Origin of the sequence: Chelatococcus reniformis, assembly GCF_014640075.1 — a bacterium.
Lineage (GTDB): Bacteria > Pseudomonadota > Alphaproteobacteria > Rhizobiales > Beijerinckiaceae > Camelimonas > Camelimonas reniformis.
In genome coordinates, this window is sequence record NZ_BMGG01000001.1 from 469264 (window position 1) to 493953 (window position 24690).

Annotated in this window: 17 protein-coding genes; 10 read left to right on the top strand and 7 right to left on the bottom strand. The window is 68.6% G+C overall.

The window, feature by feature from the left end:
* Positions 1 to 37 precede the first annotated feature (37 nt).
* Entirely contained in the window at positions 38 to 3691 is a 3654-nt protein-coding gene (locus IEW34_RS02080) for a PAS domain S-box protein (protein WP_188607453.1), read from the bottom strand.
* A 296-nt stretch (positions 3692 to 3987) separates the two neighbouring features.
* On the opposite strand from IEW34_RS02080, the gene IEW34_RS02085 reads away from it, so the two are divergent.
* Together IEW34_RS02085 and IEW34_RS02090 are read left to right on the top strand one after the other, a co-directional pair.
* Positions 3988 to 4476 (top strand): pyridoxamine 5'-phosphate oxidase family protein, encoded by a 489-nt coding sequence (locus IEW34_RS02085; RefSeq protein ID WP_188607454.1) that lies wholly within the window; start codon positions 3988 to 3990, stop codon positions 4474 to 4476.
* A 22-nt stretch (positions 4477 to 4498) separates the two neighbouring features.
* Positions 4499 to 4711, top strand: coding sequence for a hypervirulence associated TUDOR domain-containing protein (locus IEW34_RS02090; RefSeq protein ID WP_188607455.1), 213 nt, complete (start codon positions 4499 to 4501; stop codon positions 4709 to 4711).
* A 100-nt stretch (positions 4712 to 4811) separates the two neighbouring features.
* On the opposite strand, the gene IEW34_RS02095 is transcribed toward IEW34_RS02090, so the two are convergent.
* The 6 genes from IEW34_RS02095 to IEW34_RS02120 form a co-directional block, all read right to left on the bottom strand.
* On the bottom strand, positions 4812 to 6170 hold the full coding sequence (locus tag IEW34_RS02095) for a Hint domain-containing protein (protein WP_188607456.1): 1359 nt from the start codon (positions 6168 to 6170) through the stop codon (positions 4812 to 4814).
* Between the two features lie 321 nt (positions 6171 to 6491).
* The gene (locus IEW34_RS02100) at positions 6492 to 8030 is read right to left on the bottom strand and encodes a sugar ABC transporter ATP-binding protein (RefSeq protein ID WP_244641689.1); all 1539 of its coding nucleotides are present in this window, start codon (positions 8028 to 8030) and stop codon (positions 6492 to 6494) included.
* Positions 8030 to 9163, bottom strand: coding sequence for an SMP-30/gluconolactonase/LRE family protein (locus IEW34_RS02105; protein ID WP_188607457.1), 1134 nt, complete (start codon positions 9161 to 9163; stop codon positions 8030 to 8032). The genes IEW34_RS02100 and IEW34_RS02105 overlap by 1 nt, the downstream gene beginning before the upstream one ends.
* Positions 9164 to 9168: 5 nt before the next feature.
* A complete protein-coding gene (locus IEW34_RS02110) occupies positions 9169 to 11304 on the bottom strand; it encodes an ABC transporter permease (protein ID WP_308424355.1) in 2136 nt (711 codons plus the stop codon).
* A 182-nt stretch (positions 11305 to 11486) separates the two neighbouring features.
* The gene (locus IEW34_RS02115) at positions 11487 to 12509 is read right to left on the bottom strand and encodes a sugar ABC transporter substrate-binding protein (RefSeq protein WP_188607459.1); all 1023 of its coding nucleotides are present in this window, start codon (positions 12507 to 12509) and stop codon (positions 11487 to 11489) included.
* 131 nt (positions 12510 to 12640) lie between these two features.
* Positions 12641 to 13573 (bottom strand): ABC transporter permease, encoded by a 933-nt coding sequence (locus IEW34_RS02120; RefSeq protein WP_244641691.1) that lies wholly within the window; start codon positions 13571 to 13573, stop codon positions 12641 to 12643.
* A 659-nt stretch (positions 13574 to 14232) separates the two neighbouring features.
* Here IEW34_RS02120 and IEW34_RS02125 point away from each other — a divergent pair.
* The 8 genes from IEW34_RS02125 to IEW34_RS02160 are packed head-to-tail and all read left to right on the top strand — an operon-like array spanning position 14233 to position 24657.
* Positions 14233 to 15264, top strand: a complete 1032-nt coding sequence (locus IEW34_RS02125) for an ABC transporter ATP-binding protein (RefSeq protein ID WP_244641692.1) — start codon at positions 14233 to 14235, stop codon at positions 15262 to 15264.
* Positions 15264 to 16331 (top strand): ABC transporter ATP-binding protein, encoded by a 1068-nt coding sequence (locus IEW34_RS02130; protein ID WP_244641693.1) that lies wholly within the window; start codon positions 15264 to 15266, stop codon positions 16329 to 16331. The genes IEW34_RS02125 and IEW34_RS02130 overlap by 1 nt, the downstream gene beginning before the upstream one ends.
* A 21-nt stretch (positions 16332 to 16352) precedes the next feature.
* On the top strand, positions 16353 to 17906 hold the full coding sequence (locus tag IEW34_RS02135) for an ABC transporter substrate-binding protein (protein WP_188607462.1): 1554 nt from the start codon (positions 16353 to 16355) through the stop codon (positions 17904 to 17906).
* 19 nt (positions 17907 to 17925) lie between these two features.
* Positions 17926 to 19476 (top strand): ABC transporter substrate-binding protein, encoded by a 1551-nt coding sequence (locus IEW34_RS02140; protein WP_244641694.1) that lies wholly within the window; start codon positions 17926 to 17928, stop codon positions 19474 to 19476.
* 22 nt (positions 19477 to 19498) lie between these two features.
* Positions 19499 to 21055 carry an ABC transporter substrate-binding protein gene (locus tag IEW34_RS02145; RefSeq protein ID WP_188607463.1) on the top strand — a complete coding sequence of 519 codons (1557 nt, stop codon included), beginning with the start codon at positions 19499 to 19501 and terminating at the stop codon, positions 21053 to 21055.
* A 5-nt stretch (positions 21056 to 21060) separates the two neighbouring features.
* Positions 21061 to 22014, top strand: a complete 954-nt coding sequence (locus tag IEW34_RS02150) for an ABC transporter permease (RefSeq protein ID WP_188607464.1) — start codon at positions 21061 to 21063, stop codon at positions 22012 to 22014.
* A 1-nt stretch (position 22015) separates the two neighbouring features.
* A complete protein-coding gene (locus tag IEW34_RS02155) occupies positions 22016 to 22897 on the top strand; it encodes an ABC transporter permease (RefSeq protein ID WP_188607465.1) in 882 nt (293 codons plus the stop codon).
* Positions 22898 to 22932: 35 nt separating this feature from the next.
* Positions 22933 to 24657 carry an AMP-binding protein gene (locus IEW34_RS02160; protein WP_188607466.1) on the top strand — a complete coding sequence of 575 codons (1725 nt, stop codon included), beginning with the start codon at positions 22933 to 22935 and terminating at the stop codon, positions 24655 to 24657.
* Positions 24658 to 24690 lie beyond the last annotated feature (33 nt).

Sequence of the window (24690 nt, forward strand, 5' to 3'; positions counted from 1 at the left end):
CCGGGCTGCGCCCTGCGCCAAGGCGGAGCCGCGGCGCTCAGCCCGCGATCATGTCCCGGATGCGGCTCGCCAGCGCATCCATGGCGAAGGGCTTGGTGATCATGGCCATTCCCGGCTCCAGGAAGCCCGAGGCGAAGGCGGCATTCTCGGCATAGCCGGTCATGAACAGCACCTTGAGTTCGGGACGCGAGACGCGGCCGCCGTCGGCCATCTGGCGGCCGTTGAGGCCGGGCAGGCCGACGTCCGTGATCAAGAGGTCGATGCGCCGCCGCGACTGGAGGATCTCCAGCCCTTTGGGTCCGTCGCTCGCCTCGATGGCGCGGTAGCCGAGTTCGCCCAGCACCTCGACGATCAGCCCCCGCACGACCGGCTCGTCCTCGACCACCAGGACGACCTCGCCGGCCTCCGACGCGGGTGCCTCGCGCGGCCCGCCGTGAATCTCTTCCGGATCCTCCTCGCCGCGGTGACGCGGCAGGTAGAGCTTGATGGTCGTGCCTTGTCCAACCTCCGAATAGATGCGCGCATAGCCCTCCGACTGCCGGGTGAAGCCGTAGACCATGGAGAGCCCGAGCCCCGTGCCCTGCCCCAGGGGCTTGGTGGTGAAAAACGGCTCGAAAGCCCGGGCGATCGTCTCCTTCGTCATGCCGATGCCGGTATCGGTCACGCAGACGCAGACATACTGGCCGGGCTTCAGGTCGCGCTGGCGCGCCGCGTACAGGCTGTCCAGATGCACGTTGCAGGTCTCGATGGTGAGCTTGCCTCCCGCCGGCATCGCATCACGGGCGTTGATCGCCAGGTTGAGCACCGCGCTCTCCAGCTGGTTGGGATCGCATCGCGTCAGCCACAGGCCGCCGGCCAGCACCAGTTCCAGCTCCACGCCCTCGCCCAGCGTGCGGCGCAGCATGTCCTCCATGGACGAGATGAGCGGATTGGCGCGCACCGGCCGCGGATCGAGCGGCTGGCGGCGGGAGAAGGCAAGCAGGCGATGGGTGAGGGCCGCCGCACGCTCGGCCGACAGCTTGGCACCGGTGAGCCAGCGGCCGAGGTCGGCGGTGCGGCCTTGGGCGATGCGGTTGCCGAGGATGTCGAGGCTGCCCGTGATGCCCTGGAGCAGGTTGTTGAAATCGTGCGCGATCCCGCCGGTGAGCTGGCCGACGGCCTCCATCTTCTGGCTCTGGCGCAGCGCCTCCTCCACGGCGCGCTGCTCGGTAATGTCGCGCCCGATGGCGTGGATGCGGCCATTGTCGGGCACGGCGGTCCAGGCGAGCAGACGATACTCCCCCGCTTTGGTGCGATAGCGGTTCTCGAAGGAGAGGGGAGCGGCGCCCGCGGAGAGGTTTGCCATCTCGCGCGCCGTCGCCTCGCGATCGTCGGGATGCAGGAAATGGGCAAGGCCCTGGCCCACCATCTCCGTCTCGTCCCAGCCGAGCAATCGTGGGGCGGAGGGGTTGACCGCAGTGATGATGCCCTCGAAATCACAGACCAGCATCAGGTCGCGGCTGGTCGTCCAAAGCCGGTCGCGATCCTGCGCATAGGCTTCCTCGGTGCGCTTCTGCGCGTCGATCTCGGTATTGGTCCCGACCCAGGCCGTGATCGCGCCGCGGGCGTCGGTCAGCGGCAAGGCGCGCGACAGATGCCAGCGATAGGCGCCGTCGGCGTCGCGCAGGCGGAACTCGGCCTCGTAGGTGTCGCCCGATGCGAGCGCCTGCGCCCAGCGCTCGCGCGTGCGCGGCTGATCCTCGGGGTGCACGATCTGCATCCACCCGTCGCCCCGGAGGCTGCCGCGCGCGGCCCCGCAATAGGCGTAGACCTGGTCGTTGAACCAATCGAGCGCGCCATCCGCCCGCGCGGTCCACACCTGGTTGGGCATGTTCTGCGCGAGCGCGCTGAACTGCGCCTCGCTCTTCTCCAGCGCCATCTGGATGCGGCGCCGATCCGTCACGTCCTGGACCACGCCCACCATGCGCACCGGCTGCCCCGCCGCGTCGCGCTCGTAGTCGGCTTTGCGGGCGATGATCCGCTGCTCGCCGCTGTCCTGCCGCCGGATCCGATATTCCACTTCGAGCGGGGCGATGCCCGCGCGGCGGGTCGCCGCGTTGGACACGATCTCCGCGTCCTGCCGCAGCACCAGCGCCTCGAGGGCGGCGGCGGGGATCTGGGCGGCCGGCACGACCCCGAATATCCGGCAGAATTCGGGGGTAGGACTGACGGTGCTGGTGGCAACGTCGATCGAGAACAGGCCGATGCCGCCCGCCGCTTGCGCACGGCGTAGGCGCTCCTCGCTCTGGCGCAGCGCCTCCTCTGCCTCGTACTCCCGGGTGCGGTCGCGGATCAGCTTGACGAAGCCGATCGGCCTGCCGCGCCCATCCCGCAGGGGCGTCATTTCGCTCAGGCCCCAGAAGCGCTCGCCGGACTTCTTGAGGTGCCAGCGCGCGTCGTGGGCCCGGCCCGTCTCGAGCGCCTCGCGGCGCTTGAGGCGGGGCCTGTCGGCGTCCCGGTCCTCGGGCGTGAAGAACGTCGCCATGGGCTGGCCCAGCATCTCGGCTTCGCTCCAGCCCAGCATCTCCGCCGCGCCCCGGTTCCAGAGCGTGATGCCGCCGTCGAGATCGGTCGCCACGATGCCGTAGTCGATGGCACTGTCGAGAATCTGCCGGTGATGCGCCTCGTGCTCGCGCAGCGTGCCTTCGGCGCCGACGCGCTGCACATGCGCCCACGACCGGGCGGTGACCTCCCGGATGAGGCTCAACTCGTAGTCGGACCAAAAATGCGGCTGCCGGTCGTGGATCGCCATCAGGGCGGTCAGCCGCCCCTGCTTGATAAGGGGCATGCAGATGGTGGCGCTGATGCCGATGGCCTGGAAGGTTCTCGCCTCCTCCGGCGCGAGCTCGAGGCGGTTGTCGTTGATGATCAGCGGCCGGCCGGCGTGCAGCTCGCGGACGGCGAGCTTGCCGAAATCGGTCAGGCTGTAGCGGCCCACGATCGACGGCGTGCCCGGCGCATGCCAATTGCCGCGGATGGTGAAGCCATCCTCGTCCCCGTCCATATCGGCATAGGCGCAGTTGCTGAGGCCCAGATGCTGCGCCGTCATCCGCGTCGTGATGGCGAGGATCTCGTCGGCATCGTGGCACTCCGCGACGGCCCGGCCGAGGTCGTCGAGGAAGCGCAGCCTGGTCTCGCTCTCCCGCAAGGCCGCGCGAGCCCGGTGCGCCTCGGTCACCTCGACCACGACCGCGATCACCCCGGCCGGCTCGCCGTCGTCCCCGCGCACCGGCGAGTAGTCGAGGTTCAGCAGGACCTGCTCGGGGTGGCCGTCGCGATGCAGCGTCAATTCGTGGTCCCGGTAGCTCAAGGTGCCGCCGGCGAGCCCCACGCGCATGACGTTGTCGTTGAAGTCGGCCACTTCCGGCCAGCCCTGACGCACATGCGAACCGAGCAGGGTGCTGTCGCGGCCGCCGGCGAACACCGAATAGGCGTCGTTGTAGATCATGACGCCCGCCCCGCCCCACAGAAGGACGATAGGCACGGGGCTGGCGAGCATGAGACTGACAGTGTGGCGCAGGCTCGGCGGCCACACCTCGATCGGCCCTATCGGCGTTGATGCCCAGTCGTAGTCGGCAATACGACGGGCAAGTTCGCCGCCGCCCGTCAGAAACAGGCGATCAGCATCGTCCGCGCATCGATCCGGCCGCATTGCCACCTCTCAGCCCAGGCTGGAGCCGCTGTGATACTCTGAAGACAAAGCCTGCGGCGCGAAACGCGCGAGCCAGGGGAGAGTTCCCGGGCGATGTCGGGCCTGCGCCAGCGCCGGCGGCGCAGCCGCATGGCTCGCCGTCGCGCGGAACATCTCGCTCGGCAAAGCCTTTCAACAGCACGCCCTTCCCGGTGCAACGAACGCCCTGGCCTTCCAGCTGTACGCCGTGGCCGCTGTCGCGGCTCGATGTCCGAGGCGGACGTGCCGGAGCCGAGGCACAGCAGCAGGAGACGAGCATGACCAACCCGGCCGAGCTGGAAGCGAAATTCTGGAAGGCGCTGAAATCGGACATGACGATGATGATCGGCATCGCCGGCGTGGACGAGGCGCACACACGCCCGATGACGGCGCAGCTCGAGGGCGACGAAAGCGGCCCCATCTGGTTCTTCACAGCGAAGGACAACGAACTGGTGCGGCAGCTGCGCGGCGGCGCCCGCGCCGTGGCGACCTTCACCTCCAGGGACCACGACCTCTTCGCCACCGTGCATGGCGACCTCAGTCTGGACACCGACCGCGCCGTGATCGACCGGCTGTGGAACCGCTACGTCGCCGCCTGGTACGAGGGCGGCAAGGACGACCCCAAGCTCGCGCTGCTGCGCCTCGATCCCGATGCGGGCCAGGTCTGGGCCGATGCGTCGAGCTTCATGGCCGGCGTCAAGATGCTGCTGGGCTTCGATCCCAAGAAGGACTACCGCGACAAGGTCGCGCGGGTCGACCTGAGGTAGGTGCCATGGCGAGGTAGGTCCCATGGCCAAGAATCTCAGCAAGGGCGACAAGGTCGCGTGGGACACCAGCCAGGGCGAGACGCACGGCAAGGTGGTGCGGAAGCAGACCTCCAAGACCCGTATCAAGGGTCACACGGCCGCCGCCTCCAAGGACGATCCGCAGTATATCGTCGAGAGCGCGAAGTCGGGCAAGCGCGCGGCGCACAAACCCGGCGAACTGCGGAAGATATCCTGATGTCGCGCCAGGTATAGAGCGGGAATATCAGCTCCGATTTGGGCGCAGCTGCTGCCCTGAGCTCAACGTGTCCGCCAATCCGCCTAGCGCCGTCTCCGCTTCAAGCGGCGCGCGTCACCGGCGATGCGGTTTCCAGCGTGGCTTCCGCCGCGGCCAGGCGCTCGCGCACAGCGCGCGGCAGCTGCCGCGCGGCCTTGATGCGCGGCAGCTCGATCTCGGGCATCGGCCCGGCCGGGGCGGGTGCCTCCTGCCAGTTGTCGAAGCACTGACGGCTGACGTGGTCGATGAAGGTCTCGGCCGGCACGCCCTCGACCAAGACGAGAGCGTGGTCGTCGAGTTCCACGTGGTAGTAGACGAAGCTCTGCGGGGCGTGGACGTGGCGGGTGACGCTGGTGCCGTTGACCAGCGCCCCCGCCTGCACGAGGCAGCCCTCGATCAGCAGCGCATGGTCGGGGGAGACGAAGAGGTCGCGGGCCGGCAGGCCGTCGCCGAGCGCACCCTGGCGGATGCGGATGGGCAGCACGGCCCAGGGGTTGGCGTGGATGGAGCGCCTGGCGACCGTCTGCATCGCCAGCCAGCGCACCGGCCGGGCCTCTCCGCCGGGCGTGGTGACGAGGTCGCCGGCCCGCAGCGTCTCGATCGCCACGGGACCGGCCGGGGTCGCCACCCGGGTGCCGGCGAGGAAGCAGGCGGTGACGATGATGGTGGTGCCGTCGGTGCTGATGCCGAGCGGACCCGTGCCGGTGACGTATGAGCCGCTCGGGAAGGTTCCGCCCTCGATCACGAAGCGAAGCACCTCGGCACCCTCGTCGTGGCCGACGATGATCTGGTCGCCGTTGGCGTCGGTGACGATGGAATAGCCCGTCACCACCGCTCCCGGCACGAGGTTCTCGAAGGCCACGTGGTCGCGGCCGGCATCGAAGCCGGTGATCCGCGTCGACGACAGGTTGATCAGGGCGCCGCCCGCGTCGGCGATGAAGGTGCCGCCTCCGGGGCCGAAGGCGATGGTGGTGTTGGCGAGCGCGCTGAGCAGGCCGTCGCCGTTGCCGAAGGTGCCCCCGTTCGTCAGATTGACCGTAGTGCCGGCCAGCACCTCCACCGTCTCGCTCAGCGTCGCCGTGCCACCGTCGATGTCCAGTGTGGCGCTGCTGGCGAAATCCACCCCGATGTCGATGAGGACCGACCCGCCGATGTGAAAGACGTTGTCGGCATCGAGATCGACGATGATCGAGATGGTGCCCTCGACGGTCGGTGGCACGACGTAGTGGGCGACCTCGAAGGGGTCGGACGCGATCTCGATGATGTCGCCGTCGTTGAACAGGATGTGCCCGGCGGCGATGTGGGCGAAGTGAACCGGGGTGGTGCCCTCGTGCAGCACCGCGAGGTCGTAGAAGGCGCCGGACGTATCCAGCGTCACGTCGTAGCTCACGCCATTGATGTTCGGCCCGTAGATCGTCATTCCGTTGCCCCCTCAGGCCAGCTCATGACCAAGCTAGCCGCCGCTCGAACGGCCGCCCCCGGAGATCTCTTACGGGATAAGGACCGCAAGGAGAAGTCCTTTGGAGCCGCAGGACGAGCGGCGATAGGGCTGGAGGGCGGCTTGGACTTGTGGGGGTCTTGGGGCCGCTTTACCTTGCGGCGGCTCGGACAGGGTAAGCCGCTTGGGTGCGGCGTTGGACGGGCGCCGCGGCCGCCGACCACCCTCCGCTCAGGGCCGGGTTTGACCCGGATGGGAGCTCGTACCCCTCCCCGTGACGACGGCGGGAGCGCTCCAGCTCCCTCAGTGGATCGCCGCGTAGAGAATCTTGTCCTCGGTGGCGGTGGCGGCATCGAACTCGGCGGCGATGCGTCCGAGGCGGGCCACGAGGATGCGGTCGCAGACGCTGAGGATCTCCGGGAGGTAGGAGGAGATCACCACCACCGCCTTGCCCTCGTCGGCCAGGCGCCGGATCTCGGCGTGGATGTGGGGGATGGTGCCCACGTCGACGCCGCGCGTCGGCTCGTCGAAGATGATGATCGACGGGTCCTGCGCCAGCGACTTGGCGACCACCACCTTCTGCTGGTTGCCGCCGGAGAGCTCGATGATCCTGGCCTTGCGCTGCAGCGCGTTGATGCGCAGGCGCTGCACCCAGTAGTTGGCGATCTCGCTGCGCCTGAGCTTCGACAGTAGGAAGCGCCAGCCTTTGTCCGTCGCCAGATTGGTGATGTAGATGTTGTCGTCCACCACCATGGTCTCGAAGAAGCCGTTCAGCTTGCGATCCTCGGTGATGTAGGCGATGCCGGCGTCGATCGCCTGCTTGGGCACGCGGTAGCGCACCGGCTTGCCGCGCAGGCGGATGGTGCCGCCGTTGATCAGGTTGCGCTTGAGCGCCCCGAAGATGATCTTGGCGATCTCGGTGCGGCCCGAGCCGATGAGGCCGGCGATGCCCACCACCTCGCCGGCGTAGACCGAGAACGACATGTTCTTGACCGTCATACCCATGGTGACGTTCTCGACCGTGAGCACCTTCTCGCGGCGCACATGGCGCGCCGGCCGCGCCTTGCCGTAGAGCGTCTGGGCCACGTCGCGGCCCACCATGTGCTGGATCAGCGAGGCTCGCGTCAGCTCGCTCGCCGGCGCCGACGCCACCAGCCGGCCGTCGCGCAGGACGGTGATGTGGTCGGCGATCTGAAGCGATTCCTCGAGCGCGTGCGAGATGTAGATGACCGAGACGCCGCGGGCCCGCAGGTCCCGCACCAGGTGGAAGAAGTGGACGATCTCCTCCGGCGTCAGGCTCGCGGTGGGCTCGTCGAAGATGATGATGCGGGCTCTGTGGTAGATGGCTCTGGCGATCTCCACCATCTGCTTCTTGGCGGCGCCCAGCATCGCCACCGGCGTCGCAGGGTCGACATGAAAGTTGAGCGACTGGAGGAGCTGCTGGGCCTGGATGTTGAGCTTGCGGAATCGCGTCAACAGCTTCTCGTTGCCGAGCTCGATGTTCTGCGCCGCCGTCATCGTCGGCACCAGACTGGTCTCCTGGTAGACCATGCAGACGCCCGCGGCGAGCGCGTCGCGCGGCTGCTCGAAGCGCGCCGGCTTGCCGTCGAGGATGTAGTCGCCCGACGTGAGCGCAATGGCGCCGGCGATGGCCTTGCACAAGGTGGACTTGCCGGCCCCATTCTCGCCGACGAGGGCGTGCACCTCGCCGGGATAGAGGTCGAAATCGACATCCTCGATGGCGTGCACGCCGCCATAGATCTTGCTGCCCTTGACGATGCGCAGCACCGGCTCGCTGGTGTCCGTGGCTGCCGCCGGCGGGGGGGCCTTGACCATGTCCATCATAGGCTCTTCTCCCGGGCGATGACGAGGCGGCCGTTGCCCTTCGACACGACGATGACGCCGGCCGGCGTCTCGCAGGCGGCGGTGACGCCGTGCACGTGGCCGCCGGCGCGGCTGTGCCAGCTCTCGATCACCTCGCCGTCCGTGTCGATGCGGGCCAGAAGGCCGTAGGAGCGTGGCGGCGCCCACGGCTTCTGGATGCCGAGCGCCTTTACCGAGCCGATCTGCATCGGCTCCAGGCAGTCGTGACTGCCGCCGAGCGCCGGGCCGATCCAGTAGGCCTCGGGGATGTTGGCCATCATCTCCCGGCGGTAGTCGTCCTCGCGCAGCACGAACTCGATCAGGTGAGTCCGCACGCCCACGAGGGCGAGCAGGAGGCCGCCCTCTCCGTCGGGCGCGAGGCGGGCCGGATAGCCCGGCAGGTTGCGCATGACGACGTCGACCGGGCCGAGCCGGCTGCTCGCTGCCAGCGGTGCCTTGAGCACCCGGTGCGACCAGCTTTCGGTGAACCACAGGCTCTGCTTGTCGGGCGCCACGGCGACGCCGCCGGGGAAAGCCAGCCCGTCGAGCAGGATGGAAGCGGCACCAAGGTCGGCGTCGCAGCCCACGAGATAGCCGCTCCGGCCCTTCTCCATGAGGTCGTGCAGCCACCGCTCGGCCGGGTGGCGGCTGCTGCCCACGGTGGCGAAGATGCGCCCGTCGGGGCCTGCCGTGACGCCGGTGAGTCCGTGCAGCGGGCGGCCATCCGCGGCCTCGAGCCACTGCACCTGGGGCGCGCCGCCGGCCCCCCCATGGACGGCGGCGAGTCCGCGCCCGGCGACGCAGACCAGGAGGCGCCCGTCCGGATGCACGGCAAGGCCCCCGGCCGCCCCATCGAAGCTGGCGACGACGCTGCGCTCGCCGTGGGCGGGGCCTGCGAGGCGGATGACGTCGCGGCCGGCGCTGACGTAGAGCGTGCCGTCGGCGGCCACGGCAATGTCGTCGGCGCCGGGAAGCGGCGGTCCGAGTTGCTCGCAGGCATCGAGCCGGTCGTTGGGACTGAAGGCGCCATCCATGGAGGGCACCGCATCCTGCTCGGCGTTGGGGAACAGGATCTGCCTGATATCGCTGATGAGATGATCGAACACGCCCATTGCCGTCACCTCCCGTCCCGGCGCCCGGCGCCCCAATAGGCCTCGTAGCCGGTCCAGGCGGGATCGGCGCCGTCGACCTTGATGCGGCCGATGCGGTTGTTCTCCAGGCCGCCCAGGTAGACGTAGCCCTTGTGCTCGCGCATCGAGGTCAGCGTCGAGTGCGAGATGCCGGTCGGGTCCCACCACGATTCCAGCACCTCGCCCGCCTCGGTGAAGCGCAGGATGCAGCCGTGGTTGAGGCCCGGCGCCAGCCACTCGTCGGTCGGCACCTGCTTGATCATGCGCAGGCGGAAGCCCGGCTTGCGCGTGGCGAGGTCGAAGGTCGGCGTGCGGATGCCGACCAGGGCCAGCCAATAGTCGCCGTTGGAGGCCCGGTTGATGTTGTCGGGGTTGCCCGGCAACTCGTCGATGAGCACCTCGGTCTGCCCCTTCCTGGGGCCTTCGAGCCAGTGGCGGAAGATCTTGCACAGCGAGGTGCTGGCGATCAGCACCGAGCGGCCATCGTGCGCCACGCAGATGCCGTTGGGGAAGTAGAAGTGGTTGATCAGGGTGCGCGTCCTGCGCGTCGCCGGGTCGTAAACCACCAGCCGGCCGTTCGGCCGCCCCTCGAGGATGTCGAGGGTATTGGTGGTCATCTCGTAGCGGGTGGTGCAGTCGCTGAAGTAGATCTTGCCGTCCGGACCGATGTCGAGGTCGTCGGCCATGCGCAGGCGCGAATCGTCGTTCAGCTTGTACCAGGTGCGGTTGGTCTCGTCGGTCACCTTGAAGACCTCGCCGTCCGGCTTGACGCCGTAGACGCCCATGCCGGCGACGCAGACGATCAGGTTCTCGTCCTTGTCGAACTGCATGCCGAGAGGGCGGCCGCCGATGTGGGCGAAGACCTCGCGCCGCTCGAAGCGCAGGCCGGAGAAGCGGATGATGTTGCCGTCGCGGGTGCTGCCGTAGAGCCGGTCCTGCCGGTCGAGGATGACGTCCTCGGGCCCCTCCACCTGGTCGACGCCGATCGCCTCGGCATGGATCAGCCGGTCGTTCTGGGCGAAGGGCGTGCCGCTGGCCGCGGCGACCGACGGCGCCGGAGCGAGCGGCATGGCGGCGGGGTTGACGTAGGTCTTCTGCACCGCCTTGCCGCGGTTCTTCGTCCACTTCACGTCGATGCCGACGGCGGCGAGCAGGATCACGCCGATCACCGCCGAGGTGATGTAGCCGGGGATGCCCATTCGCACCAGGCCGTTGGTGAGCATGAAGACGATGATGGCGCCGATCATGGCACGCCACACGGTGCCCTTGCCCCCGGCCAGCGAGACGCCCCCCAGCACCACGGCGGTCAACGCCTGGAACTCCCAGCCGACGCCCGTAGTGGAATCGGTGCTGGCCTGGCGCGCCGCGTAGAAGATGCCGCCCGCCGCGCACAGGATGCCCGACAGCACGTAGGCGGCGAACAGGATCAGCCGCACGCGGATACCCGCATGGCGCGCCGCCTTGCGGCTCGCGCCGATGGCGGTGAGGTGCCAGCCGTAGCGCGAACGGCTGAGGAAGAGGTGGCCGACGAGCAGCACAGCGAACAGCGTCGCCGCGTTGATGGGGATGCCGAGCACGCTCCCCTCGCCCAGGAAGTCCCAGACGGCACTGTCGGGCGAGTTGGTGGCGAAGACGGTGGCGTAGGCGCCGTTGAGCAGATTCACCGCGGCGCGCAGGATGATCAGCGTGACCAGGGTGGTGAGGAACGGCCGCGCCTTGAGGTAGCCGATGAGGAAGCCGTTGAAGGCGCCGAGGACGCCGCCGACGGCGAGCGTGGCGGCAATGACCGCCCACGTCGGCCAGCCCAGCACCAGGAGGAAGAACAGGGCCGCGAAATTGCCGATGGCGAAGATCGCCCCGACGCTGAGGTCGATGCCGCCGGAGATCAGGCACACTGCCATGGCGAGCGCGACGAAGCCGAATTCGGCGAACAGGCGCAGCAGCGAAACCGAATTAGCGACGCTGGCATAGTCCGGGATGGTGGCGGCGAAGTAGAGGGCGAGCCCGATCATCACCAGGAACGGGATGACCGGCTCGAACCACTGCTTCATCATCAGCTCGGAGAGCAGCAGCCGCGGCGAGAACCGCCGCGCCGCGCCGCTCATCGCGTTCCACGTCGTCATCGACATCTGGTTCCAGCCCCTTGCGTCATGCCCGGGCGCGCCCCGGCCATCCATCGACCCCAGAAAACGCCAGCCCGGCGGGGCTGGGCGGACGGGCGCCCCCCTAGGGGCCGGGCGGCCGGGTCAAGCCCGGCCATGGCGGCACCGACGTAGCACCGTCGACGCGCCCGACAGCGCGTCCCTCAACTTTTCGGCAAGGCGAAACACATGGCCCCGTGGGCATTGGCTTTGTCGAGCCACACCGGGCGCGTGTAGTATTCGATGTTGCGGCTGCCCGGCTTCTCGCCCATCTGCAGCAGCGAGATGGCTGCGGTCGCCAGATCGTGGCCCTGCTCGGTCGCCTTGTAGCTCAGGAACTTGTAGAAGCTGCCCTGCTGGAGCTGGTCGCAATCGAGCTGCGAGCCCTCGCCCGAGGCATAGACCTTGACCTGGTCGATCTTGCCGGCGTTGCGGATCGCCTGGGCCGCGCCCGACTCCATGATGCCCCAGAAGCCGACGCTGGCGCACAGGTCCGGGTGCTGCTGGATCACCGTGGAGGTGATGTTGAGCGCCGTGTTGGCGTCCCAGTTGGCCGCCTGGTTCGACACCACCTTGATGGCCGGGTCCTTGTTGAACACCTCCATGACACCAGCGATCTGGTCGACGCTGGCGGCGGCGGTGAGCTCGCCCTGCACGATCTGCACCTTGCCCGACTTGCCGGTGCCGGTGCCGCACTGCTTGACCACGTCCTCGGCCAGCATGCGGCCGATCTCGACCCAGTCGACGCCGACGAAGGCCGACGACTTGTAGTTGGACGACATGTTCACCTGGATGACATAGGTCCCTTGGCTTTCGGCCCGCTTCAGCTCCTTCTGCAGCAGCGTGACGCTCGGGTTCTGCACCACGATGACGTCGGGCTTGTCGTTGACCAGCGCCGTGAGCGCCTGCTGCATGGCGGACGGGTTGTTGTTGGGATCGCGCACGATGAACTTCATGCCGCGCCACTCCACCTCGTCGCGCAGCACACGCCCCCATTCATCCGACAGCGGTACATTGAGGGCGATGGGGATGTAGGCGACCGTCTTGCCCTTGACCGCCTTGTCGTATTGCTCGCGCAGCTCGCGCGCCGTCTTGGTGCCGCCCTCCTGCGCCCGCGCGGTGACGCCACCCACGACCACAGCGCCGGCCAGAACGGCCAGCGTCGCGTTCAGCAGTCGTCTCGACATGTTGAGCTCCTCCCGTCGTTGTTATGCGTTATGCCCGCAACACTCACAGTATCGAGGAGAAGAAGACCCGCACTGTCGCGGCCGAGCGTGCGACGGCCGGGCGGCGGCCAAAGGGAGTCTCCCGACGATCGCTAGTCGCCCTGCCGTGCCGTTTCCTCGTCGCGCGGATGCAGCCAGTTGTCGAGGATGATGGCTGCGAGCAGCACGACACCCTTGATGATGTTCTGGACCTCGCTGTTGACGTCCATGATGGTGAAGGCATTGAGCAGCGTGCCGATGAGCGCGCAGCCGACGATCACGCTGAACACGCCGCCGCGCCCGCCCACCAGGCTGACGCCGCCGAGTACCACGACCAGGATGACGTCGAAGATCATCGTGCCCTGCGTGACCGCCATCTGGATGCTGCCGGTGGTGCCGATCCAGACGAGCCCGGCGATCCAGGCGCAGAAGGCGACGATCACATGCTCCAGGATGATCAGCGGGCGCAGCGCGATGCCGGCGTAGCGCGCCGATTCGGGATTGTCGCCCTGGGCATAGATGAAGCGGCCGATCGAGGTGCGCGACAGGAACAGGTGCATGATCAGCGCCATGGCGGCGAAGACGAAGATCGGCAATGGCACGCCGAGGACGCGGGCGGCGCCCAGGAACATGAGCCACGGCGCGTCCTTGGGCGCATAGACCACCCAGGCCGGCGCGAACCAGAACGCGAGGCCGTAGATGACAAAGCCTGCCGCCAGGGTGACGAACAGGGCCGGGGCCTCGACGAACGCGACCATGAAGCCGTTGACGGCGCCGATGGCAAGCGCGATGGAAAGGGCGAGCAGGGCGGCCCAGAAGACCGGCATGCCCTGCTGCATCTGGATCAGGCCCACGGCCCAGGCCCCGGCCATGATGGCGACCTCCGAGAGGTCGATGCCGCGGCTGATGACGATCAGCGCCATGCCGAGTGCGAGGATCCCCAGGATCGAGATGCTGCGCAGCAGCGTGAGGAAATTGTCGACGGTGGCGAAGCCTTTCAGCAGCACGCCGAAGGCCAGGAGCAGCAACACCGTGATGAAGAGCACCACGTGCTCTTGCGTCAATCCTTGAAGCTGAGCCCCCACGAATGAGGTCCGACTCCGCGCGTCCGTCGCGTTAGCCGTCATACGCTTCCATCCCTAGTCGGCGGTGTTGTGTCCCGCTCGCTGCGCGGACGCTAGCGGCGCGCGGCGCGCCCTGTCAACGCGGTGCAGACGGCGCTGGCGACGGCGGGCGTTCGCCATGCGCTTGCGGAATGGCTCGCATGAGCCACCCGACACCACCAATATATTGTATAGGATATATAATTTCCCGCACAGGTAGCGCGGAGGGTCGACCCAACCGGCGCATCCTCCATCCGCGCAAAGTTTCAGCGCGCGGGCTCGCTCCGTCCACCGGTTCCGGTCGTCAGACGATCGATTCGTGTCGGCGAGCGTTGACATGGGACGCCGACGCATCTGTTATAAAGTATCAAAAGTAGCCGAACCGCCCCAAGAGCGGCAGGGCGACAGGGGCGGGGAATGGCCGGGGCCGCATGATCGGCCGCTATCGGGAGGGTTAGTATGCTTTTAGCGCGCATGGAATGGGTGGACGGGGTGCCAGGGATCGCAGGCGTGCCGCACGCGCGCAGCATCAAGGGCTTCCGCAGTCTGGCCAGGCGCGGCGCGGGGCTTCTGTGCAGGGCGGCCGAGCGGCTGGCCCGCCCGTGAACGATCAACCCTCCACCTCGTCCTTCGACGGCGGAATCGCGTCGGCGCCACTGCTCGACGTGCGCGGCCTGTCGCTCGCCTTCGCCACCGCCGACGGCGAACTGCCGGTGACGCGCGACGTCACCTTCTCGGTGCACCCCGGCGAGCGCGTCGGCATCGTCGGCGAGAGCGGCTGCGGCAAGACCGTGACGGGGCTCGCCATCCTGCGGCTGCTGCCGCAGCAGAGCACGCGCCTCACCGGCGAGATCCGCTTCGAGGGCCAGGACCTGGCGAAGCTGCCGGCGCGGCGCATGCGCGAGGTGCGCGGGCGCGACATCGCGATGATCTTCCAGGAGCCGATGAGCGCGCTCGACCCGGTGTTCACCGTCGGCGAGCAGATCAGCGAGGCTTATCGCACCCACAACCGCGTCAGCCGGCGCGAGGCGCGCGAGCGGGCCATCGCGGCGCTCGCCGACGTCGGCATCCCGGCGCCGGCGCGGCGCTACGACGAATACCCGCACCAGCTCTCCGGCGGCATGCGCCAGCGCGTGATGATCGCCATGGCGCTGATCTGCGAGCCCAAGCTCCTGATCGCCGACGAGCCGACCACAGCGCTCGACGTCACCATCCAGGCGCAGATCATCGACCTTTTGCGCGCGCTGAGCGAGCGCACCGGCACGGCGCTGATCTTCATCACCCATGACCTCGGCGTAGTGGCCGAGATCTGCACCCGGCTGATCACCATGTATGCCGGCGAGGTGGTGGAGGACGCGCCCGTCGACCCGGCGCTGATCCGCCCGCGCCATCCCTACACGTCGGGCCTGCTGCGCTCGCTGCCGGGCCTCGCCCAGCGCCGCGCGCATCTGCCCTCGATCCCCGGGCGCGTGCCCTCGCCCCTGGCCATGCCGGCGGGATGCCGCTTCCGCAGCCGCTGCCCGCAGGCCATGGACGGCTGCGAGCGGCCTCAGCCGCTGCTGCCCGTCGCTCCGGAGCGGGTCGCGCGCTGCTGGCGGGCGCCGGAGCTCACGTTGCCGGGGGCGGTGAGCTGATGGGCAACACCATGACTTCGGAACGGCCCCGCACCGCCGCCGACAGCCAGCCCCGCACCATCGTGACGGCGGAGGGGCTGACCATCCATTTCCCCACCCGCGACAGCGGCGAAACCGTGAAGGCGATCGACGGCGTCGACTTCGCGGTGCGCGCCGGCGAGACTTTCGGCGTCATCGGCGAATCAGGCTCGGGCAAGACCACGCTCGGCCGCGCGCTGGTCTCGCTGATCAGCCCGACCAACGGGCGCATCCTGCACGACGGGGTCGATCCCGCGCAGCTGGGCCGAAGCGCCTTCCGCCACCACCGCCGCGACTACCAGATCGTCTTTCAGGACCCCAACGCGGCGCTCGACCCGCGCATGACCATCCTGCATTCCATCATGGAGCCGCTGGAGATCGCCGGCGAGGCCGCCGCCGTGCGCCGCGAGCGGGCGGTGGAGGCGCTGGCCCGCGTCGGCCTCGCCCCGGAGACGGCCAAGCGCTATCCGCACCAGCTGTCCGGCGGCCAGAAGCAGCGCGTCAACATCGCGCGGGTGCTGACGCTGCGGCCGAAGCTGATCGTCTGCGACGAGGTGGTGGCGGCGCTCGACGTCTCCATCCGCGGCGACATCCTGAACCTGTTCGCGGATTTGCAGCGCGAGTTCGGCCTCACCTACGTCTTCATCACTCACGACATTTCCGTCGTCTCGCACATCTCGGACCGGATCGCGGTCACCTATCTCGGCAAGTTCATGGAACTCGGGCCGGCCGAGGCGGTGATCGAGCGCCCATTGCATCCCTACACGCGCGCCCTGCTGTCGGCCGAGCCGGTGCCCCTCCCCTCAAGCATGCGGACCGAGCGGCGGATCATGCTGGAGGGAGAGATCCCGAGCCCGATCTCGCCGCCCTCCGGCTGCCGCTTCCGCACCCGCTGCCCGTCGGTGCAGCCGCGCTGCGCGGAGGAAGAGCCGGCTTGGCGCGAGCTTCAGGCGGACCACTGGGTCGCCTGCCACTTCGCGACGCCGGCAGGGCCGCCACCGCCCAACCCGCGCCGGACCGACGAGCTCGCACAGCAACAAGCCGGCTAAGACCATCAGGGGAGGAACGCCATGTCTGACGCTGCCGACCGGCCGTGGGCGCCGGGGCGCCGCGAGCTGCTGGCGCTCATGGGAGCCGCCGCCATCGGCGCGCTCCCGCTGCCGGCCTGGGCGCAGGGGCAGAGCAAGGGCGGGGTTCTCAAGGTGGCGGGCGCCGCCAACCCCTCCTCGCTCGACCCGGCGACCGGCGGCAGCGGCCTCGACCACACCTTCCTGTGGCCGATCTACGACACGCTGGTGGAGTGGGAATACGCAACGCTCAAGCCCAAGCCCGGCCTCGCCAGGTGGAGCTTCCCCGAGCCCCGCACCATGGTGCTCGATCTTAACCCGGGAATCACCTTCCACGACGGCACGCCGCTCGACGCCGAGGCGGTGAAGTTCAACCTCGACAGGAACCGCGCCGACCAGCGGTCCAACATCAAGGCGGACTTGACCAGCATCGACGCGATCGAGGTCACGGGGCCGCTCCAGGTCACGCTGAAGCTCAAGAACCCGGACTTCGCCCTGCCGGCCATCCTCTCCGACCGCGCCGGCATGATGGTGTCGCCGGCCAACATCAAGGCGCTCGGCGGCAATGAGAGCGACCGCAAGCCGGTGGGGGCCGGCGCCTGGAAATTCGTCAGCTGGGCCGACAACGAGCGCGTCGTGCTGGCCCGCTACGATACCTACTGGCGCCCGGGCCGGCCCTATCTCGACGGCATCGAATTCGCCATCATTCCCGAGCTGGCGACCGGCCTGCGCTCGGTCGTCGCCGGCCAGAACGACATGGCCTACAGCCTGCCGGCCCGGCTGAAGCCGGTGATCGACCGCGCCAAGGGGCTCCAGGTCGTCACCGCGCCCACGCTCTACTGCATCCAGGTGTACTTCAACTATGCCCGCGCGCCCCTCGACAACGTCAAGGTGCGCCAAGCCTTCAACTATGCCCTCGACCGCGAGGTGTTCGTGAAGGCGGCGCTCTCGGGCCTGGGCGAAGTGGCGCACATGACGCTGCCGAAAACCCATTGGGCCTTCGACAAATCCCTCGTCGGCCTCTACCCGCACGATCCGGACAAGGCGCGCAAGCTGCTCGCCGAGGCCGGCCACAAGGACGGCATCGAGATCAGCTACGGCGGCTACAACGACCAGGATTCGGTGCTCCGCAGCGAGATCCTCCAGGACCAGCTCGGCAAGGTGGGCATCCGCCTCAAGTCCACGCGCGGCACCATCCCCGAGATCAGCGCGCAGTTCTTCGGCGCCGAGAAGAAGTTCGATGTGCTGCTCGCGGCCTGGACCGGCCGCCCCGACCCGAGCATGACCTATGCGCTCGGCTTCGACAAAGGCGCCTATTACAACGCCGGCCGCGAGGCCGACCCGGCGCTGGTCGCGCTGATCCGCCAGAGCCGCGAGAGCGAGGATCTGGCGGCCCGGGCCGCCGTGTTCGCCAAGATCCAGCGTTTCGTCATGGAGAACGCGCTCTCGGCGCCGCTGGCCTTCCAGTTCGAACTCGACGCGCTCGCCGGCCGGGTCAAGGGTTACGAGCCCGACCTCCTCGGCAAACCGAAGTTCGAGAACGTCAGCCTGGGTTGATCGTGTGGGGAGGGACGAGATGACGAACGTCATGGACGGCGCGGCCGGGCTGCAGCGACGGCAGTTGCTGGCCCTGCTCGGCGGCACAGCGGCCGCAGGCCTGATGCCGTGCCCGGCCCACGCCGAGACCAGAGGCGGCGTGCTGAAGCTGTCCGCCGCCGCCAACCCGTCGACGCTCGACCCGGCGACCGGCGGCAGCGGCTTCGATCACTCCTTCCTCTGGCCGATCTACGACACGCTGGTGGAGTGGGAATACGAGACGCTGAAACCCAAGCCCGGCCTCGCCAAATGGGCGTTTCCCGACCCCCGCACGATGGTGCTCGACATCAACCCCGGCATCACCTTCCACGATGGCACGCCACTCGATGCCGAGTCGGTGAAGTTCAACCTCGAGCGCAACCGCACCGACCCGCGCTCCAACGTCAAGGCGGACCTGACCAGCATCGACACGGTCGAGGTCACGGGGCCGCTGCAGGTCACGCTGAAGCTCAAGAACCCGGACTTCGCCCTGCCGGCGATCTTCTCCGACCGCGCCGGCATGATCGTGTCGCCCACCAACATCAAGGCGCTGACGGGCAACGCCAGCGACCGCAAGCCGGTGGGCGCCGGCGCCTGGAAGTTCGTCAGCTGGGCCGACAACGAGCGCGTGGTGCTGGCCCGCAACGACACATACTGGCGCCCGGGCCGGCCCTATCTCGACGGGCTGGAGTTCGCCATCATCCCCGAGCTCGCCACCGGCCTGCGCTCGGTCATCGCCGGGCAGAACGACATGGCCTACGCCCTGCCGCCGCGGCTGAAGCCCGTCATCGACCGGGCCAAGGGCCTGCAGGTGATCACCGCGCCGACGCTTTATTGCATCCAGTTCTACTTCAACTCGGCGCGCCCACCTCTGGACAACCTCAAGGTGCGGCAAGCGTTCAACTATGCGCTGGACCGCGAGGTGTTCGTCAAGGCGGCGCTCTCGGGCCTGGGCGAAGTGGCCTACATGACGCTACCGAAGTCGCACTGGGCCTTCGACAAGTCGCTCGTCGGCCTCTACCCGCACGACCCGGACAAGGCCCGCAAGCTGCTCGCCGAGGCCGGCCACAAGGATGGCCTGGAGATCACCTGCGGCTGCTACACCGACCAGGATTGGGTGCAGCGCGCCGAGATCGTGCAGGATCAGCTCGGCAAGGTCGGCATTCGCCTCAAGGTGACGCGCGGCACCGTGGCCGAGATCAGCGCCCAGGCCCTCGGCAGCGAAAAGAAGTTCGACACGCTGTTTTCGGCGTGGACGGGCCGGCCCGATCCCAGCATGACCTATGCCCTGGGCTTCGACAAAGGCGCCTACTACAACCCGGGCCGCGAAGCCGACCCGCTGCTGGTGGACCTGATCCGCCAGAGCCGCGAGAGCGAGGACATCGCCGCGCGCGCCGCCGTCTTCGCCAAGCTCCAGCGCTTTGTCATGGAGAACGCACTCTCCGCGCCGCTGGCCTTCCAATACGAGCTGGATGCGCTCGCCGCCAAGGTCAAGGGCTACACGCCCGACCTGCTCGGCAAGCCGAAGTTCGAGAACGTCAGCCTCGGCTGACCAAACGGGGAAGGAGGACGCGATGACGAACGCCTCGTTCGGCCGCGCCGCGCTGCACCGGCGGCAGCTGCTGGCGCTGCTCGGCGGCACCGCGGCCGCCGGCCTGGCGCCGTTGCCCGGCTACGCCCAGGAGCCGAAGAGGGGCGGCGTCCTGAAGATCGCCGCGGTCGCCAATCCCTCCTCGCTCGACCCGGCAACCGGCGGCAGCGGCGGCGACCACACCATCCTGTGGCCGATCTACGATACGCTGACGGAGTGGGAGTACGAGACGCTGAAGCCCAAGCCCGGCCTCGCCAGGTGGAGCTTCCCCGAGCCGGGGACGATGGTGCTCGACGTCAACCCCGGGATCACCTTCCACGACGGCACGCCGCTCGACGCCGAGGCGGTGAAGTTCAACCTCGAGCGCAACCGCACCGACCCGCGCTCCAACGTCAAGGCCGACCTGACCAGCGTCGATACGGTCGAGGTGACCGGGCCTCTCCAGGTGACCCTCAAGCTCAAGAACCCGGACTTCGCGTTGCCGGCGATCCTCTCGGACCGAGCCGGAATGATGGTGTCGCCCACCAACTCCAAGGCGATGACCGGCACCGCCGGCGACCGCAAGCCGGTGGGCGCCGGCGCCTGGAAGTTCGTCAGCTGGGCCGACAACGAGCGGGTGGTGCTGACCCGCAACGACGATTACTGGCGCCCGGGCCGGCCCTATCTCGACGGCATCGAGTTCGCCATCATCACCGAGCTGGCGACGGGATTGCGCTCGGTCGTCGCTGGCCAGAACGACATGGCCTACAGCCTGCCGGCCCGGCTGAAGCCGGTGATCGACCGCGCCAAGGACCTGCAGGTCGTCACCGGGCCGACACTCTACTGCATCCAGTTCTACTTCAACTCGGCGCGCCCGCCCCTGGATAATCTCAAGGTGCGCCAAGCGTTCAACTATGCGCTCGACCGCGAAGCCTTCGTCAAGGCGGCGCTCTCGGGCCTGGGCGAGGTGGCGCACATGACGCTGCCGAAGTCCCACTGGGCCTTCGACAAGTCGCTGGTCGGCCTCTACCCGTACGACCCGGACCGGGCGCGCAAGCTGCTGGAGGAGGCCGGCTACAAGGACGGGGTCGAGATCACCTGCGGCAGCTACACCGACCAGGATTCGGTGAGGCGGGCCGAGATCGTACAGGACCAGCTCGGCAAGGTGGGCATCCGGCTCAAGATGAGTCGGGGCACCGTGGCCGAGATCAGTGCGCAGTTCCTCGGCAGCGAGAAGAAGTTCGACACGCTGCTGTCGGCCTGGACCGGCCGGCCCGACCCGAGCATGACCTATGCCCTGGGCTTCGACAAAGGTGCCTACTACAACGCCGGCCGCGAGGCCGACCCGGCCCTGGTCGAGCTGATCCGCCAGAGCCGCGAGAGCGAGGATCTGGCCGTGCGCGCCGCCGTGTTCGCCAAAATCCAGCGCTTCGTCATGGAGAACGCACTGTCGGCGCCCCTGGCCTTCCAGTTCGAGCTCGACGCCATCGCCGCCAAGGTCAAGGGCTACAAGCCCGACCTCCTGGGCAAACCAAAATACGAAAACGTGAGTCTCAACTGACCCCCATGCTGTCCGCCACCAAACGCCGCATCATCGGTCGCCGCATGCTGCAGACGATCCCGGTGATCGTGCTGTCGACCTTCATCGTCTTCGGGCTGCTCAAGCTGGTGCCCGGCGACATTGCCGTGACGCTGGCCGGCGAGAACGCCACCGACCAGCGCATCGCCGAGATCCGCCAGATGTACGGGCTGGACCAGCCCTTCCTGGTGCAATACGGCGAGTGGCTGTGGAAGGCAGTGCAGGGCGACCTCTCCAAGTCGCTGCTGTCGGGCGAGGCGGTCCTCACCTCGATCGCGCGCTGCTTTCCCAACACGCTGCTGATCGTGGTGATGGGGCTCTCCATCGCGCTCATGGTGGGCATCCCGCTCGGCATCGCCGCCGCCAGCCGGCCGGGCTCCTGGCTCGACGGCCTGGTCATGTCGATCGCCTCGCTGGGCGTCGCAATTCCCAACTTCTGGCTCGCCATGCTGCTGGTGGCCTTCTTCGCGCTCGGCCTCAACTGGCTGCCGGCGACCGGCTCGGTGCCCTTCGGGGAAGACCCCGGGGGGGCGCTGCGCCACGCCCTGCTGCCGGCCATCGCGCTCGCCTCCGGCGGCGTCGCCGAGGTGTCGCGGCAGCTGCGCTCGTCCCTGGTGGAGATCCTCTCCTCCCAGCAGGTGCGCACCCTGCACGCCAAGGGCCTGAGCCCTAGCAACATCCTGTGGCGGCACGGGCTCAAGAACGTCAGCGTCAACCTGCTCACCGTCATCAGCCTGCTCGCCAACCGCATGCTGGCGGCGACGGTGGTGGTGGAGGCCGTGTTCGCCATCCCCGGCATGGGCGGACTGATCGTCAACGCCGCCATCAACCGCGACTTCCCGGTGGTGCAGGGCGTGGTGTTCGCCATGGTCCTCGTCGTCGTCCTGATCAACCTCACGGCGGACGTGCTCTACAGCGTCCTCGACCCGCGGATTTCCTGACATGAGCACCGCCACCGGCATCGCTCTCGCCGTCACCGAGCCCGGCCCGCTGCACCGCCTGGGCGGATGGATCCGCAACGACATCCGCGGCGCCGTCAGCCTCGGCTTCCTGCTGTTGCTCGTCGTGGTCTCGCTGCTCGCCCCGGTGATCGCGCCCTATTCCCCCACCGAGCAGGACTACAACGCCGCCCTCGCGCCCATGTCGGCGGCGCACTGGCTGGGCGCCGACGACCTCGGCCGCGACACCTTGAGTCGGCTGATCTACGGCGCGCCGGCCACCCTCTATGCCTGCTCGCTCGCCGTCGGCATCGCCCTCCTCCTCGGCGTGCCGGTCGGCCTCATCGCCGGCTATTTCGGCGGCTGGGTCGACGACGTGATCAGCCGCATCATCGACACCCTGCTGTCGTTCCCGGCCATCGTGCTCGCCATCGCCGTGACCGGGGCGCTCGGCATCGGGCTCACCAACGGCATGATCTCCGTGGGCATCGTCTTCTCGCCGCAACTCGCCCGCCTGGTGCGGGCGCGGACGCTGGTGGTGCGCGGCGAGCTTTACGTAGACGCCGCCCGCTGCTTCGGCGCGCCGACCTCGCGCATCCTCTCCCGCCACATCCTGCCCAACACCATCCAGCCGGTGATCGTGCAGGTGACGCTGCTGCTCGCCGGAGCGCTGCTGGCCGAAGCCTCGCTGAGCTTCCTCGGCCTCGGCATCCAGCCGCCCAACCCGAGCTGGGGCGCCATGCTGGCGCGCGCCTACCAGAACATGGAGATAGCGCCCGAGCAGATGTACCCGCCGGGCCTCGCCATCCTGTTCACCGCGCTCGCCTTCAACACGCTGGGCGAATCCCTGCGCATCGCCCTCGACCCGACGGCGAAGCGCCGCTGAGCACCCGACAACGCCACCCGACGGAGGATATGGCCATGAGCCCGGAGGACGTCTTCGCCCAGATGCTCGCCGAAGGCGACATCGTCCTCGACAAGCTCGACGCATGCGCCCGGACGGTGCCCGACAAGGTGTTCCTGCACTACGGCGAGGACGATGTCCGTCTCTCCTTCGCCGAGTTCAAGCGCCGCACCGACCGCCTCGCCGCCGGCCTTGCAGCGATCGGCGTGACGCAGGGCGCACCGGTGAGCGTGCTGACCCGCAACTCGCTGGTGGCCGCCGTCGCCATGGTGGCGATCTGGCGCGCCGGCGGCATCTTCGCGCCGATCAACTTCAATTTCCGCGGCATGCTGCTGTCCTACCAGCTGAACGACACCAGGCCGTTCGCGCTGATCACCGACCCGTCCTTCGCCGAGGTGCTGGAGGAGGTCGTCGCCGAGGTGCCGCTGGAGCGGCTGATCGTGCACACGCCCGCGGCGGGCGACCATGACGCGACGGACGCCGCCTTCGGCCCGGCCTTCGCCCGCCTCGCGGTGCACGACCTCGCGGCGCTCGCCGCGACCGACGCCGGTCCGCCGGCCATCGTCCGCGGGCCGTTCGAGCCGGCAAACATCGTCTACACGTCGGGCACCACCGGCCCGTCGAAGGGGGTGCTTCAGCCATTCCGCTGGATCAACCACTACACCTTCCCGTTCCGGCAGATGACTTCAGCGGACGACGTCATCTACTGCGACCTGCCGATGTACCACGTGGGCGGCGCCTTCTTCCTCCTGGCGCGGGCGCTCTGGCAGGGCAACACCGTGGGCCTCTGGGACAAGTTCAGCCCCAGCCGGTTCTGGGATCGGATCGCCGAATGCGGCGCCACCACTTGCGTCCTGCTCGACGTGATGGTGCCGTGGCTGATGAGCGCCGAACCCCGGCCCGACGACCGCGCCAACACCTTGAACAAGGTGCACATGCAGCCGCTGCCGCCCAACCACCACGAGGTGGCGCAGCGCTTCGGCCTCGACTTCGTTACCTCCGGCTTCGGCCAGACCGAGTCGGGTGCCGGCTTCGCCGGCGTCATCGACCAGTTCGGGATGGCCGAGGGCACGCCGGCGGCGCTCTGGCGCGGCCTCTCCAAGGTGGACTTCCTCGCGCGCTGCCGGGCCAACGGGCGCCTCGTCGTCCACGGCGGCGGCGCCGTGCCGAAGGGCTTCATGGGCACGCCCAACCCGCTGTTCGAAGCGGCCGTGCTGGACGAGGACGACAATCGCCTGCCGCCGGGCCATGTGGGCCAGCTCGCCTTCCGGCCGCGCTTCCCGGGCCTTCTGCTGCTGGAGTATTTCGGCAAGCCGGAGGCGACGCTCAAGGTGTTGCGCACCTGCTGGTTCCACACCGGCGATGCCGTCCAGGAGCTTGACGACGGCTCGGGCGTCTACTGCTTCGTCGACCGCATGGGCGGATTCTTCCGCGTGCGCGGCGAAAACGTCTCGTCCTACGAGGTGGAGGCATTGGTGGCGAGCCACCCGAAGGTGCGCGCCGCCGCCGCCATCCCGATCCCGGCCCGTGTCGGCAGCGAGGAGGACATCGCTCTCTTCGTCGAGCTGGCCGAGGGCGAGGCGCTGGGCGAAGACGAATTGCGCGATCACACCCGCCGCGTCATGCCCAAATACATGCAGCCGGCGCATGTGCGCTTCATACCGGCCCTGCCGGTGACGCCGACCAACAAGATCGAGAAATACAAGCTCAAGCGCCAGATCGTGGAAGAGCTGGGGCTGTAGGCGCGGCAACGGTCACCGAGGCCGCTCGGCTCG